The sequence below is a fragment of the Flavobacterium sp. CYK-55 genome (assembly GCF_018413465.1).
Classification (GTDB): domain Bacteria; phylum Bacteroidota; class Bacteroidia; order Flavobacteriales; family Flavobacteriaceae; genus Flavobacterium.
The window spans coordinates 105,738-120,763 of record NZ_JAHCDK010000001.1 but is presented as its reverse complement, the minus strand read 5'-3'; the positions used below and the strand labels follow the sequence as shown (position 1 = coordinate 120,763).

11 protein-coding genes are annotated in these 15,026 nt (G+C 37.8%); 8 read left to right on the top strand and 3 right to left on the bottom strand.

Annotated features, from left to right (window positions below):
* Window positions 1–7: 7 nt before the first annotated feature.
* Window positions 8–1,456, bottom strand: a complete 1,449-nt coding sequence (gene miaB, locus KIH23_RS00515; RefSeq protein WP_213210686.1) for a tRNA (N6-isopentenyl adenosine(37)-C2)-methylthiotransferase MiaB — start codon at window positions 1,454–1,456, stop codon at window positions 8–10.
* A gap of 286 nt (window positions 1,457–1,742) precedes the next feature.
* On the opposite strand from miaB, the gene topA reads away from it, so the two are divergent.
* From topA to KIH23_RS00480, 7 genes are all read left to right on the top strand, one after another.
* Window positions 1,743–4,241: a type I DNA topoisomerase gene (topA, locus tag KIH23_RS00510; protein ID WP_213210685.1), complete on the top strand. Its 2,499-nt coding sequence runs from the start codon at window positions 1,743–1,745 to the stop codon at window positions 4,239–4,241.
* A gap of 3 nt (window positions 4,242–4,244) precedes the next feature.
* The gene (locus KIH23_RS00505; protein WP_213210684.1) at window positions 4,245–5,390 is read left to right on the top strand and encodes a formimidoylglutamase; all 1,146 of its coding nucleotides are present in this window, start codon (window positions 4,245–4,247) and stop codon (window positions 5,388–5,390) included.
* 278 nt (window positions 5,391–5,668) lie between these two features.
* Window positions 5,669–7,096 carry a gliding motility lipoprotein GldK gene (gldK, locus tag KIH23_RS00500; protein WP_213210683.1) on the top strand — a complete coding sequence of 476 codons (1,428 nt, stop codon included), beginning with the start codon at window positions 5,669–5,671 and terminating at the stop codon, window positions 7,094–7,096.
* A gap of 53 nt (window positions 7,097–7,149) precedes the next feature.
* Window positions 7,150–7,782 carry a gliding motility protein GldL gene (gene gldL, locus KIH23_RS00495; RefSeq protein ID WP_213210682.1) on the top strand — a complete coding sequence of 211 codons (633 nt, stop codon included), beginning with the start codon at window positions 7,150–7,152 and terminating at the stop codon, window positions 7,780–7,782.
* A gap of 50 nt (window positions 7,783–7,832) precedes the next feature.
* A complete protein-coding gene (gene gldM / locus KIH23_RS00490) occupies window positions 7,833–9,374 on the top strand; it encodes a gliding motility protein GldM (protein ID WP_213210681.1) in 1,542 nt (513 codons plus the stop codon).
* A gap of 51 nt (window positions 9,375–9,425) precedes the next feature.
* On the top strand, window positions 9,426–10,337 hold the full coding sequence (gldN, locus tag KIH23_RS00485) for a gliding motility protein GldN (RefSeq protein ID WP_213210680.1): 912 nt from the start codon (window positions 9,426–9,428) through the stop codon (window positions 10,335–10,337).
* Window positions 10,338–10,401: 64 nt separating this feature from the next.
* Window positions 10,402–11,460: an NAD(P)/FAD-dependent oxidoreductase gene (locus KIH23_RS00480; protein ID WP_213210679.1), complete on the top strand. Its 1,059-nt coding sequence runs from the start codon at window positions 10,402–10,404 to the stop codon at window positions 11,458–11,460.
* Here the strand turns inward: KIH23_RS00480 and KIH23_RS00475 are convergent.
* Window positions 11,450–11,830 carry a DUF983 domain-containing protein gene (locus tag KIH23_RS00475; RefSeq protein ID WP_213210678.1) on the bottom strand — a complete coding sequence of 127 codons (381 nt, stop codon included), beginning with the start codon at window positions 11,828–11,830 and terminating at the stop codon, window positions 11,450–11,452. The two genes, KIH23_RS00480 and KIH23_RS00475, sit on opposite strands and share 11 nt — an antisense overlap.
* A 65-nt stretch (window positions 11,831–11,895) precedes the next feature.
* Between KIH23_RS00475 and KIH23_RS00470 the strand changes: the two genes are divergently transcribed.
* The gene (locus KIH23_RS00470) at window positions 11,896–13,809 is read left to right on the top strand and encodes an ABC-F family ATP-binding cassette domain-containing protein (RefSeq protein ID WP_213210677.1); all 1,914 of its coding nucleotides are present in this window, start codon (window positions 11,896–11,898) and stop codon (window positions 13,807–13,809) included.
* 2 nt (window positions 13,810–13,811) lie between these two features.
* On the opposite strand, the gene KIH23_RS00465 is transcribed toward KIH23_RS00470, so the two are convergent.
* Window positions 13,812–14,960 carry a GNAT family N-acetyltransferase gene (locus KIH23_RS00465; RefSeq protein ID WP_213210676.1) on the bottom strand — a complete coding sequence of 383 codons (1,149 nt, stop codon included), beginning with the start codon at window positions 14,958–14,960 and terminating at the stop codon, window positions 13,812–13,814.
* Window positions 14,961–15,026: the final 66 nt, after the last annotated feature.

Here is a 15,026-nt window from a genome sequence, read left to right as displayed (position 1 = left end):
TGAACTTCTAGTTCATATCGCTGTAACCAACGGCTTTCCCAATCAGGGTTCCGCTGGTACAATCGGTAATTTCAACATTGACAAAATCACCTATTTTATAATGTTCTCTTGGGAAAACCACGGTAATACTTTGCGAATTTCTTCCTGATAAATCGTTTTCAGAGCGTTTTGAGGTTTTCTCAACCAGAACTTCAACGGTTTTACCTACATAATGACGCGTGCGGATGGTACTGTGTTTTCCTTGTAAATCAACAATTTCTTGCAAACGGCGCGATTTGTCTTCATCGGTCACATCGTCTTCCATTTTGCGCGCAGCTAGTGTGCCCGGCCTTTCAGAATAGGCGTACATATAACCAAAATTGTACTGAACGTATTCCATCAAGCTCAAAGTATCTTGGTGGTCTTGTTCGGTTTCAGTCGGGAAGCCCGCAATCATATCTTGGGTGATTTCAATATCAGGAATGATTTGTTTGATTTTGTCAATCAGCGCCATGTATTCTTCGCGCGTGTGCTGACGATTCATCAATTTCAAAATCCGGTCGCTGCCCGATTGAACCGGCAAGTGAATATGGCTACAAACGTTGCGGTGTTTGGCAATCACATGCAGCACTTCTTCGTGCATATCTTGTGGGTTTGAGGTCGAGAAGCGAATGCGCATTTTCGGGAAAGTCACCGCTACCATATCGAGCAACTGCGCAAAATCTACGGCAGTGGCTTTGGCTAGCTCAGAGGCATTGTCAAAATCTTTTTTGAGTCCGCCGCCGTACCATAAATAACTGTCGACGTTTTGGCCCAAAAGCGTTACTTCTTTATAGCCTTTTTCGGCCAAATCTTTGATTTCTTGTAAAATACTTTGTGGTTCGCGGCTTCTTTCGCGTCCGCGGGTAAACGGAACCACGCAAAAAGTACACATATTGTCACAGCCTCGGGTGATTGATACAAAAGCGGTTACGCCATTGCTCATCAAGCGCACCGGAGCAATATCACCGTAGGTTTCTTCTTTTGAAAGAATCACATTGATCGCATCGTTTCCGGCTTCGACTTCTTGTAATAAATTCGGTAAATCTTTGTAGGCATCAGGCCCGACCACCAAATCAACAATTTTTTCTTGTTCAAGAAATTGGCTCTTCAATCGCTCGGCCATACAACCCAAAACGCCTACTTTCATGTTTGGATTTTGTTTGCGCTTTACGGCATTGTATTTTTCAAGACGCTTGCGAACGGTTTGTTCGGCTTTATCGCGAATAGAGCAAGTATTGACCAAAACCAAATCAGCATCTTCAAGGTTTTGGGTAGTGTTGTATCCGTTGGTAGCCATGATGGAAGCAACTACTTCGCTATCGGCAAAGTTCATTGCACAACCATAGCTTTCTATAAAAAGTTTTTTGGTGTTTTGATTTTGTTGATCCATGACCAAAGTTTCTCCTTGGCGATTTTCGTCCATTGTCTTTTCCATAAGTTGTAATAACTGTAAATGCGGACGGCAAAGATAATACAAATTCAAAAAAATATGACAAGATGTCAGCAAAGGATTTTAAGTTGATAATATATTAAGGTATGATGTATTGTTTTTGTTAATCAGGCGTCTTTAAATCAGTAGTTTGTTTCATAAAAACAATGTCAAAACATCGGTGAAACGTTCAAAATTTCGTTCAAATACAGCTTGTTTAAAAAAAATAGATACTTTTGCCCCAAATTGCCACCACACTGATTCATCAGATTTGGCGGAATAAAATAGGATTATGGCAAAGAATTTAGTGATTGTTGAGTCGCCTGCCAAGGCAAAAACCATTGAAAAATTTCTCGGAAGTGATTACCAAGTTGAATCGAGTTATGGACACATAGCTGATTTGCCTTCTAAAGAAATTGGCGTGGATATTCAGAATGGTTTTAAACCTAAATATGAAGTTTCTTCCGATAAGAAAGCATTGGTTTCTAAACTCAAAACTTTGTCAAAAAGCGCAGATATGGTTTGGTTGGCTTCCGATGAAGACCGTGAGGGAGAAGCCATTTCTTGGCATTTGGCTGAAGAGCTCAAACTCGATAAAAACAAAACCAAGCGCATTGTTTTTCATGAAATTACCAAAACGGCGATTCTTAAAGCCATTGATCATCCGCGTGAAATTAATTATGACTTAGTCAATGCGCAACAAGCACGACGTGTTTTAGATCGATTGGTGGGTTATGAACTTTCTCCTGTTTTGTGGCGTAAAGTAAAAGGCGGACTTTCTGCTGGCCGTGTGCAATCGGTAGCGGTTCGTTTGATTGTGGAGCGCGAAAGAGAAATTCAAGAATTTAAAGCGGTGGCGAGTTATTCAGTGACAGCTGAGTTTACCAATGCAGTCGGTAAATCGTTCAAAGCCAAATTATCTAAGAGTTTTAATACACAAAAAGAAGCTGAAGATTTCTTGAACAAAAGTATATCTTCACAATATAAGGTTTCTGATCTTGAAACCAAGCCGGCCAAAAAATCTCCGGCGGCTCCGTTCACGACTTCGACTTTGCAACAAGAAGCTGCGCGTAAGTTGTATCTTCCGGTAGGAATTACGATGCAATTAGCACAACGTTTGTATGAAGCGGGTTTGATTACTTATATGAGAACCGACAGCGTAAATTTGTCGCAAGAAGCCATGAGTGCGGCGCAAGCTGAAATTAAAAAATCGTATGGCGAACAATATGCCAAGTCACGTTCATTTTTGACCAAAGCCAAAGGTGCTCAAGAGGCGCACGAGGCCATTCGCCCGACAGATATGTCGCGACACACCGTGAACATTGACCGCGATCAAGCGCGATTGTATGATTTGATTTGGAAAAGAACCATCGCTTCACAAATGAGTGATGCTGAATTAGAGCGAACTTCTGTAAAAATTCAAGCCAATAACCACAATGAATTGTTTGCTGCTTCGGGCGAAGTTTTGCTTTTTGACGGTTTCTTAAAAGTATATCTAGAAGGCAACGATGATGATGAAGAAGAACAAGAAGGAATGTTGCCTGCAATGAAAGTCAACGAATCTTTGCAATGTCCGGCTATTGTGGCTACAGAGCGCTATTCTCGACCAGCGCCACGCTATACTGAAGCTTCTTTGGTGAAAAAGTTAGAAGAATTAGGTATTGGTCGACCATCAACGTATGCGCCAACTATTTCAACCATCATCAATCGAAATTATATTGAAAAAGGAAATCTAGAAGGGCAGGAACGTCCGTATATGCAATTGGTTTTAAAATCAGGCGTGGTGACGAGTCAGCAACTCAAAGAGAACACCGGTTCAGATAAAGGTAAATTAGTGCCCACAGATATTGGAACAATTGTGACCGATTTTTTGGTGAAGAATTTCGGGAATATTCTCGATTACAATTTTACGGCTAAGGTTGAGCAAGATTTTGATGAAATTGCTGAGGGGAATGCCAATTGGCAAACCATGATGAGCGAATTTTACAATACATTTCACCCTAATGTTACTGAAGTTGAAGCCAATGCTGAGCGCGAAAGTGGAGAGCGTATTTTAGGTGTTGACCCTGAGTCAGGCCGTCAGGTAAGTGTGCGTTTGGGGAAATTTGGTCCGATGGCTCAAATTGGTGAAGCCGAAGACGATGATAAAAAGTTTGCTAGTTTGAAGTCAGATCAGAATATTAGTACCATTAGCCTTGAGGAAGCTTTGAATTTGTTTTTGCTTCCGAAGATTTTGGGTCAATATAAAGGTGAAGAAGTTGAAGTAAGCAATGGTCGATTCGGGCCGTATGTTAGATTTGGAAACACTTTTATATCCTTGCCAAAAGGGGAAGATCCGTTAGATGTTAACCTTATTCGTGCTCAAGAGTTGATTGATCAGAAGTTGCAGGCAGATGCGCCCATAGCTACTTATGAAAATATGCCTGTGCAAAAAGGGGTGGGTCGATTTGGGCCATTCATCAAATGGAACGGATTGTTTATCAACGTGAGCAAGAAGTACAATTTTGACCGGCTTTCTCAAAGTGATGTTCAAGAATTGATTCAGGATAAACTGCAAAAAGATATTGATAAAGTTATTCATCATTGGAAAGAAGAAGGTATCTTGGTTGAAAAAGCACGCTGGGGCAGATCAATTATAACCCAAGGGAAACTCAAGATAGAATTAGGTAAAGAAGTTGATACTTCTAAACTAACACTCGATCAGGTTAAAGAACTCATAGAGAAAAAATCTCCTGCTAAAAAGCCCACGACCAAGAAAGCGGGATTAAAATCAACCACAAAAAAGAAATAAACCATGGAATTTAGTTTTTTGGAACCAGTTGCCGAAGAAATTCAAAACATGATAAAGGATTTGTCATCTCAGCAACTCGGATGCAAAATTGTATTTCATACACAAGATTCTTTTCCTGACCTTGCTCAAATAAAGTTGGCGATTATTGGTGTTGCTGAAAACCGCGGTGGTCATAACGCCGAACATGATTTAAATTACTTCAGGTCTGAGTTTTATAAATTATTTCCTGGAAATTGGGAAGCATCAATTGCTGATTTGGGCGATATTCTACCAGGAAATTCTATAAATGACACTTACTTTGCATTGCAACAAGTTGTTTCGGCGTTGCTAAAAAACCGCATAATTCCCATAGTTGTTGGAGGTACGCAGGATTTGACCTATCCTCTTTATCGGGCTTATGATCAACTTGAACAAATGGTCAATTTGGTTTCTATTGATAGTCGTTTTGATTTTGGTAAAGAAGAGGACTCGATTTCTGTACATTCGTATTTAACTAAAATTGTTTTGGATGAGCCAAACAATTTGTTCAACTTCTGCAATATTGGATATCAGACTTATTTTAATTCGCAAGAAGAGATTGATTTGATTGAAAAGTTATTTTTTGATGCTTACAGATTAGGTGATATATCAAGCGATATAACTCTTTCTGAGCCAGTTTTTAGAGATGCTGATATGGTTTCTTTAGATTTGGCTTCTGTCAAATCTTCAGATTCAGGTAATTTTATTAATTTTTCGCCCAACGGTTTTAGTGGAAAAGAAATTTGCGCATTGGCTCGTTATTCCGGCTTGAGCGACAAGGTTTCAGTATTTGGTATTTTTAATCAACAAGGCACGGCAAATGAAGCTGTTTTGATGGCTCAAGTTGTTTGGTATTTTATAGAAGGATATCACTATCGTTCAAATGAGTATCCATATGGAAGCAAAGAAAACTATATCCGATATATCGTTCCGATTGATGATGACGAACTTGTGTTTTACAAAAGTGATAAAACAGAGCGTTGGTGGATTGAAATTCCACATATTTCATCAGCCAATAATAAATTAAAAAAATGCACGTTGTTACCGTGTTCGTATGATGAATACATTAAAGCTTGTAATCAAGAGATACCTGAGCGATGGTGGAAGGCACAAAGAAAAAACATTATTTAAATTTTGAGTATACCTAAACATTGCAGATTAATGTTCAATAAGTATTAATTGTAATATATAGATTACAAAAACATCTATAAAGACGCATTTTATCGATGATTTATGTATTTTGTCGATAAAAAGTTTTTTTAATTCTAATATTAATTCTACTTTTGGAAAGTGTAATGAAGCATTGGTAGTAGCCTTAATAAAATTTAATAACATTTAATTGCTTTTTTAAAAAATAATAAATAGGTTTACGGCCTCAAATTATAAACACATTTCATAACCCCAATTATATGAAGAAATTCATTTCATTTTCGGTAATTTTAGCTACGTTAATCGGCTGTGGAGGCTCGAGTGACAAAGGTGAATTGGTAGGAGTCAAAGGAAGGAAGTGGCATCCGGAAAAACCATATGGAATGACATTGGTTCCTGGTGGTTCTTTCATCATGGGGAAATCAGATGATGATTTGGCCAATGTTCAGGATGCTCCAACTAAAACTGTAACAGTTCGTTCTTTTTACATGGATGAGACTGAAATCACCAATAGTGAGTATCGAGAGTTTGTTGAATGGGTTAAAGATTCGATTATTCGTGTTCGTCTTGCAATTCTAGCTGATGAAGTTGGAGGAGGAGGTGCTGCTGGAGGTGGTGCTAAGGGCGGAAAAGGAGGCGGTAAGTCATCAGGTAGTATCGGGGACTTTGCTTTTAATGATGCAGATCCAGCCAAGATGACTCCATACGACAAATACATGTATGAGAACTATTACAGCGTTGGTACAGATGATGATCCGTATGCTGGTAGAAAGCTTAACAGAAAAGTTAAGCTCATTAAAGATACTTCAAAATACCCTGATGAGTATTATACTGAAGTAATGGATACAATGTACCTGCCTGTTGCGGAATCATATAATGGGTTAAGAACTATTGATGTCAATAAATTAAAATTCCGTTATTCTTGGATGGATATTCAAGCTGCTGCTAAGGCTAAAACCGGAAGAAGGAAGGATTTTATTAAGACTGAGCAGACCAAAGTTTATCCAGATACAACTGTTTGGATTAAAGACTTTGCGTATTCATACAATGAACCAATGCACAATGACTATTTGTGGCACCAGGCTTATTCTGAGTATCCTGTTGTTGGTGTTAATTGGAAACAAGCAAAGGCTTTTTGTGCTTGGAGGACTTTAAAGAAAAATACTTGGATTAAGTCTAAGAAGAAAGGGAGAGATTTGACAAACTCATTTAGATTGCCAACTGAAGCAGAATGGGAATATTCGGCGCGCGGAGGTCTTCAATCAGGTTCATATCCATGGGGTGGCCCTTACACCAAGAACGATAGAGGTTGTTTTTTAGCTAACTTTAAGCCTAACAGAGGTGATTATGCGGCAGATCAGTCTTTATATACTGTTGAAGCAAGATCTTTTGAGCCGAATGGTTATAATCTTTATAACATGGCTGGGAATGTAGCTGAGTGGACTGACTCATCATACGATGCTGGTGCATATGAATATGTTTCTTCAATGAATCCAAATGTTCCTGACAACAAGAATATGCGTAAAGTAGTTCGTGGTGGATCATGGAAAGATGTTGCATATTTTATTCAAGTTAGCACTCGCGATTTTGAATATGCTGATACTGCCAGAAGCTACATAGGCTTTAGAACTGTACAAGATTATATGGGAACTGTAACTACAGGCAATGGCAAAGCGCCGAAAAAATAAGACTATTAACCAATTTTTATATTAATTAACTTAACTAACTAACAATTTTAATTATGGCAATTTTAAGCAAAAAAGTAATGAATTTCACTTACGGTATGGGAGCGGCAGTAGTAATCGTTGGAGCTCTTTTTAAACTGATGCACTGGCCGGGAGCGAGTATGATGCTTATTATAGGTCTTGGTACTGAAGCTTTTATCTTTGGTCTTTCAGCGTTTGAAACACCAGATGAAGAACTTGACTGGTCGTTAGTTTACCCAGAATTAGCCGGTGGTGAAGCTAGAAAAAAAGATAAAAAAGAAGATCCAAAAGAAGCTCAAGGGTTGCTTTCACAAAAACTTGACAATATGTTGAAAGAAGCTAAGATTGATGCGGATCTTATGGCTAGCTTAGGGAATAGCATTCGTAACTTTGAAGGTGCTGCCAAAGGCATTTCTCCAACAGTTGACGCTATTGCTTCTACTAAAAAATACAGTGAAGAAATGAATACAGCTGCTGCTCAAATGGAATCTTTGAATAGCCTGTACAAAATTCAATTAGAAAGTGCTTCTAGAAACGCACAAATCAATAACGAAGTAGCCGAAAACAACCTTAAATTGAAAGATCAAATGCAGTCATTGACTTCTAACTTGTCTTCATTGAACAATGTTTACGGAGGAATGCTTTCTGCAATGAGTAACAGAGGATAATTTTTCTCACATTTTTACTAGTAATAATCAAGAAAATTAATTAAGAAAAAATGGCAGGAGGAAAATTAACCCCTAGACAGAAGATGATTAACCTAATGTATTTGGTTTTCATCGCGATGTTGGCATTAAACATGTCAAAAGAAGTATTATCGGCGTTTGGATTGATGAACGAAAAATTTGAAGATGTAAATAAAGGAGCAAAGAAAGCGAATGAAGAGATGCTGTCAGTATTAGCCTCTAAAGCTGCTGAAAATGCAACTTTCAAAGTGGCCTTAGAAGATGCAAATCAGGTTAAGGATGCTTCTAAAAAGTTTTATGATTACCTTGAAACTGTAAAGTCTGAAATTTCTAAAGATTTTCCGGTTGAAGAAAAAACCGGTAAGTTGCCTTATGAAGCAATGGACAAATCAAATATTGATGAAAAGTGGTTCAAAGGTGATGGGTATTCAGCAAAAGGGAAAGAGATTATTTCTCACTATGACCAATATTTGAAAGACATGAAATCAATTTTGGGGCGTAATGTTAAGTTGACTCCAATTGTTCGCGAGATTGATGCTAAGTTTAATACAGCAGACATCAAAGACGGTGAAGGTGTTAAGAAAAAATATCTTGACTATCATTTCAAAGGCTTCCCTGCAATTGCTACACTTGCTAAAATAGCTTTGGCACAAAATGATATTAAGAAAGCAGAGGCTGATGTATATAGTGTATTGTTAGGTAAAGCTGCTATCGAAACAATGTCACTTAAAAACTTTCAAGCTATTGTCGCTCTTGACAAAAATGTTTATTTCCAAGGAGAACAGGTAACCGGTAAAGTTGTTATTGGTAAGTATGACGAAAATGTTAAAGTAGCCGGTTTTAATGGACCTGGTAAAATTGTTAACGGTCAAGCCGTGATTAACTCTACTGCTGGAAGTATTGGTGAGCAAAACCTTAAAGGTAGTTTTACTTTTATGGAAGATGGTAAACCAGTTAATTTGCCTTTCGAAGGTAAATATGTGGTTGTTCCTCGCCCAAATTCTGCTAATATTTCCGCAGATAAAATGAACGTTGTTTATCGTGGATTGCCTAACCCAATGACTATATCTTTTGCCGGGATTTCTGACAATAATGTTACTGCATCAGCTCCAGGTTTAGCAAAAGCTGGTCAAAATGGTAAGTACAATTTAAACCCTGGTACCGGAACTGAAGTTACCGTGTCTGTGTCTGGTAAAATGTCAGATGGGAAAACTGTTTCAGATAAAAAGGTATTCCGTATCAAAAATATCCCTGGTCCGCAAGGTGCTATAGGCGGTGAAATGGGCAATACAAAAGGCGCTAAGTCACGTTTAGAGGTTTCACAGATTACGGCTAAACTACCTGACTTCTTATATGATTTGAATTTCCAAGTTACTCAATTTACGTTCAAAGTACCTGGTCAGGCTGCTATAATTGTAAATGGTGACCGCGTTAATGGTCAATGTAAAGCCGCACTTGCCAGAGCTGGTAGAGGTGATCAAATTACAATCTATGATATTAAAACTAAGATTGTAGGTGTAGCTTCAAATATTATCCCGCCTAAGTGTTCGCCGGTTATTTACGAAATACAATAATCATCTGAGGAAATCTTTTAAAAGCCTCAGATAACCCTAACAATAATAAAGATGAAGCTAAGAAATTGTTTATTGGTACTTTTGGCCATCACAGCTGGTAAGCTTTCAGCACAATCAAATTTGCTGAATGCAAAAACCCCAAGTGACATCGGCAAGAAAACGCCTGCACAATTGATTTCTGATAATGACAAACCGTTACCCTATGGTTATGTTCATGACAGAGATGTATTGATGGGTAAGAGTATTTGGGAACTCATTGATCTTGATGAAAGAATTAATTTTCCGCTATACTATCCAATTGATACTGCCAACATAGGTAAAGACCGTAGATCATTGTTTACAGTTTTACTTAACGGTATCAAAAGTGGCAAAATTACTGAGGTATATGCTGATGATTACTTCAATACCAAGAAGACATTAAAAGATATGCAATCATCTTTTAAATACGTTGATACCACCCAAACTGGTCTTGATGAGATCAACAACTTTTATGACGATTACAAAGCCGGAAGAAAAGTTCTTGATCCTCAATACATCAATACTAAAGATTTGACAGCCCAAGACATTACGGGATACAAAATCAAAGGTTATTGGTATTTTGACAAACGTCAAAGTGAGTTAAAATACAGGTTGTTGGGTATTTGTCCTGTTTCTCCAGAGGCTCGTGATATCGGAGCTGAAAATCCAGATGTTATAGAACTTTTCTGGGTGTATTTTCCTGCCATCAGAGATGTTTTGCACGAAGCGAAAGCTTTTAATGACAAAAATTCTGCGCAGCCAATCACTTTTGATCATCTTTTGAACTCTCGCAGATTTAATGGCGTGATTTATAAAGAAGAGAATGTGTATGGTGACCGTAACATTGCAGATTACGAAAGAGACAATGCACAAATGCAGCTTCTTGAGTCAGAACGTATCAAAGAAAAGATTCGTAATTTTGAACAAGATATGTGGAACTACTAATCAGTTGCACAATATTATAAAGTATAACTCCCGTTCTTTGAGCGGGAGTTTTTATTTTTGCATTATGTATGATTTTCTCATTATTGGTTCTGGATTAGCAGGTTTATCATTTGCCGAAATTGCATTGCAAAACAACTGCAGTATTTATGTCATTGATGATTGCCAACAAAATGCGTCATATGTTGCTGGTGGATTATACAATCCAATCATTTTAAAAAGATTTTCTAAGGCTTGGCAAGCTGAAAAGCAACTTCCATTTGCATTGCAATTCTATCGCAGTTTAGAGCAAAAACTAAATAGGTCTTTTTTTCATGATTTGCCTATTTTGAGACGCTTTTTTTCAGTTGAAGAGCAGAACAACTGGTTTGTGGCTGCTGATAAATCAGAACTGTCTGATTATCTTTCTGTCAATTTGATTTCGGATAATTTTAACGGACTTTCTGCTCCTTTTGACTTTGGTAAAGTAAACTGTACCGGTTTTCTTGAAGTTGCTTCTCTGATGGATTCTTTTCGCGCTTACTTAAAGGAACAAAAGGTTTTTAGTCACGAAGTTTTTGTTCATACTGAACTTCAAATTGAAAAGGATTTTTTAATCTATAAAAACTTAAAAGCGAAACATATCATTTTTGCTGAAGGTTTTGGTATGTTGCAAAATCCTTTTTTTTCAGATTTACCTTTGGTTAGCAGTAAAGGTGAACTGTTATTGATAAAGGCACCTGAACTCGAACTCGATCAAATTGTCAATGCAGGAATTTTTATTTTACCGCTTGGCGATGGCTTATTCAAGATTGGTGCAACTTACAATTGGGAAGATCAAACCTCGTTACCAACAAAATCCGGGCGCGAAGAGTTATTGTCTCAACTTGACGAGATAATCAATTGCTGTTATGAAGTTGTTGATCATTATGCCGGAATACGCCCTACGGTTAATGACCGAAGACCTTTGGTTGGAACACATCATCTATACAAAAATATTCACTTGCTCAATGGTTTGGGAACACGCGGTGTTTTAGTTGGCCCATCTATGGCAAATGAATTATTCCAACAAATTGTAAATAATGAACCAGTTCAGGCAGAGGCCAACATCAATCGCATCTATCGCAAACGCGGCGTTAAGATTTAACTTCCGGATCGTATGATACAAACATGTTGATGTACATGTTGCGAGATACTCTCAGAATTGGAGGGTATAATACCAATAGAGTAGTCACAATTGCTATAAATGAAGGAATAAGTTCAAGTCCGATAAAAACATGCGATATGATAAAAGCCGCAACACCTACTGCCACATTTACGGCGTAACTTACATACATAGCACCATAAAAGAATGATGGCTCAATTTGATAAACCAATTTGCAATGACTGCATTCTTCATGCATGGTTAGCATCTGATTAAGTTGATAGGGGTTTTTCTTAACATACATGCTTTCATTTTGGCATCGAGGGCAAGTTCCTGTTAAAATGCTGTTTAGTTTGGTTCCTTTTTTTAACATTTGCAAAAAATTTTGACAAAGATACCTGAATCTAAGTTTTTACCACAGTAACAATAGTCACAATTATGCTCAACATACACAATTTATCGGTTTCCTTTGGCGGAACGTTTTTGTTTGAAGAAATTACTTTTCGTTTAGGTGCCGGAGATAGAGTAGGTTTGGTCGGTAAAAATGGCGCTGGAAAATCAACTTTGCTCAAAATTTTGGCTCGTGATATTGCGCCAGATACCGGAAGTATTGCTACTGAAAAAGAAATTTGTATTGGGTTTTTGCGCCAGGATATTGATTTTGAACATGGGCGAACCGTTCTTGAAGAAGCATATCAAGCTTTTACTGAAATCAAAACCGTCGAGAAAAAGCTTGATCAAATTAACCACCAACTCGCGACGCGTACAGATTACGAAAGCGAATCATACGCACAACTCATTGAAGACTTATCTGATTACACACATCGTTTTGAATTGCTTGACGGATATAACTATGTAGGCAATACCGAGAAAATTTTGCTTGGATTGGGTTTTAAGCGAGAAGATTTTAATAATCTTACTGAAACCTTCTCAGGCGGTTGGCGCATGCGCATTGAATTGGCTAAGTTACTTTTGCAAAACAACGATGTCTTGTTACTCGATGAGCCAACGAACCACTTGGATATTGAAAGTATCATCTGGCTTGAAAATTTCTTGAAGAATTATTCCGGAGTTGTGGTCATTGTATCACACGATAAAATGTTTTTGGATAATGTTACCAATCGAACCATCGAAATATCTTTGGGTAAAGCTTATGATTTTAATAAACCCTACACGCAATACTTGACACTTCGTCAGGAAATCCGCGAAAAGCAGTTGGCTACGCAAAAGAATCAACAAAAGAAAATCGAAGAAACCGAGAAGCTCATCGAAAAGTTCCGTGCCAAAGCCAGTAAAGCCTCGATGGCACAATCACTGATTAAAAAACTTGACAAAGTTGAGCGTATTGAGGTAGATGAAGATGATAATTCGGTGATGAGTATTTCATTTCCGGTATCAAAAACACCCGGTAAAGTAGTTGTTGAAGCCGAATCAGTGACTAAAAAATTCGGAGATAAAACCGTTTTAAAAGACATCAATCTTTTGGTTGAACGCGGAAGCAAGATTGCTTTTGTTGGGCAAAATGGTCAAGGTAAATCAACCTTTATCAAAGCCATGGTCAACGAATTCGACTATCAGGGCAGCATCAAACTCGGGCACAATGTTGAGCTGGGTTATTTTGCTCAAAATCAAGCTGAATATCTCGATGGCGAAATCACACTCTTAGAAACCATGGAGAACGCCGCCAATGACACGAATCGTTCTAAAGTGCGCGATATGTTGGGCGCTTTTTTGTTTCGCGGTGATGATGTCGAGAAAAAAGTCAAAGTACTCTCAGGAGGTGAGCGCAACCGATTGGCTTTGTGCAAACTTTTGCTTCAGCCCATCAACGTTCTGATTATGGATGAGCCCACCAACCATCTTGATATCAAATCCAAAAATGTACTCAAGGCCGCACTTCAAAAATATGAAGGAACTTTGCTGATTGTTTCGCACGACCGTGATTTCTTGCAAGGAATGTCAAATATTGTTTACGAATTTAAAGATCAAAAAATCAAAGAGTATTTGGGTGATATCAACTTCTTTTTAGAGCAACGAAACGCTGATAACATGCGTGAGTTTGAAAAGAAAGATTTGGTGGTAGCTAAAGAGGCTCCAAAAGCTGAAAAGAAAAATCTATCGTTTGAAGCACAAAAGGCTCAGAAGTCGTTGCAGAATAGACTTTCAAAAATTGAAGGGCAAATTCAGCAATTAGAAAAGCAAATTCAACAAGATGATTTGGCTTTGACCTCAAATTACAACAAACATATTGAAGATGCTCATTTTTTTGCCGCCTACGAAAAAAAGAAAAAAGATTTAGACCAATTACTCGAAGATTGGGAACAAGTACAACTTGAGCTAGACAATTTTTGAGTTTACTTAAAAGGATTTCTCGGATTCCATTGAACTTCGGGTTCTAAGTATCCAAACAAGGTTGACATACATCGGTTAATGAGCGCGTTTTTATGTTCGATATAGCCATAAGTGTCAACCGGAACAGCGCCAACCGAACTTTTGATTTCTAAAGCAGTTCTCGAAAACACCAATTCGCGGTAGTTTTTATGAATCGCACAAGCAATCATATCATACAACATATTTAAATAGAGCATTTTCTCACGTTGAACCATATCATCATAACCTAAAAAATAAGTGTCGAGCGAATCTCCATTAACAATCATTGTGTTAAAACCAACGAGTTTTTCATTCAGATAATAGCCATAGAACAAAAAGGCATCGCCAAATATTTCCTTAAAAACACTAAAGTGATTTTGCGCCAAGAAAAAAGTGTTGAACGGAGCATTCTTAGCCACATGAAAATACAGCTCATAAATTTGTGATTCATTGGCTTTGACCTCCTCTAAAGTCATTCGATGTTTTTCAATACCAAGCTCTTTTTTACGTACGCGTTTGTATTGATCTCGATATTTTTTGTTTAAGGCATTCACGTAATCCTCTTCGGTTTTCCAATTCTCTTGAACGTGAAAAAGCATATTGGGTTGAGTGCTGAACTTATAAAATGATGAAAACCTGTGGTGCTCAAAACTTTTAATCTGTTCAGCGTCAAAATCTTTATAAGTAACGATGTGTACTTTTTTCCCTAATTGAGCAAATTCTATTTTTAAGGCTTCGGCTGCCCAGTAGAGCGTTTGCGTTGCTTTTTTAGGATCGGCTTCTCGCAATAATCGAAAAGCGTGTTGACCGGTTAACATATTATTACCCAAAAACAAAACATGCGAAGCAAAATTTCTGAAAACAAAATTTCGGACACTGGTTTTAAAACACTGATCGCGTTCACCAAATGATTCTAATAAATTCAAATCCAAGAATTCGGCAATGGCAACACCGATGAGTTCCTCATTTTGGTATAAACCAATAAAACGACAAACCATGTTTTTTGGGCAAGAAAGCGAGAGTACTTGTAAATACTTTTGACTGAGGAAAACATTTCCGTCAGCTACTTCGTTCCAAGTGGCTGGCAGCTCATCAGCTGAAGAAAATATCTTGAATTTGTATGCAGTTATCAAGGGTAAAAAATGTGGTTAAAAGTAAAGAATAAAAAAATCTCGCCAGAAAAGCACCGGCGAGATTTA

Bases quoted from the DNA above. Each gene is read 5' to 3' on its own strand.
- KIH23_RS00480 (WP_213210679.1), top strand. From the start codon at position 10,402: ATGTATGATTTTCTCATTATTGGTTCTGGATTAGCAGGTTTATCATTT.
- KIH23_RS00470 (WP_213210677.1), top strand. From the start codon at position 11,896: ATGCTCAACATACACAATTTATCGGTTTCCTTTGGCGGAACGTTTTTG.
- topA (WP_213210685.1), top strand. From the start codon at position 1,743: ATGGCAAAGAATTTAGTGATTGTTGAGTCGCCTGCCAAGGCAAAAACC.
- miaB (WP_213210686.1), bottom strand. From the start codon at position 1,456: ATGGAAAAGACAATGGACGAAAATCGCCAAGGAGAAACTTTGGTCATG.
- gldN (WP_213210680.1), top strand. From the start codon at position 9,426: ATGAAGCTAAGAAATTGTTTATTGGTACTTTTGGCCATCACAGCTGGT.
- gldL (WP_213210682.1), top strand. From the start codon at position 7,150: ATGGCAATTTTAAGCAAAAAAGTAATGAATTTCACTTACGGTATGGGA.
- KIH23_RS00475 (WP_213210678.1), bottom strand. From the start codon at position 11,830: ATGTTAAAAAAAGGAACCAAACTAAACAGCATTTTAACAGGAACTTGC.
- gldM (WP_213210681.1), top strand. From the start codon at position 7,833: ATGGCAGGAGGAAAATTAACCCCTAGACAGAAGATGATTAACCTAATG.
- KIH23_RS00505 (WP_213210684.1), top strand. From the start codon at position 4,245: ATGGAATTTAGTTTTTTGGAACCAGTTGCCGAAGAAATTCAAAACATG.
- gldK (WP_213210683.1), top strand. From the start codon at position 5,669: ATGAAGAAATTCATTTCATTTTCGGTAATTTTAGCTACGTTAATCGGC.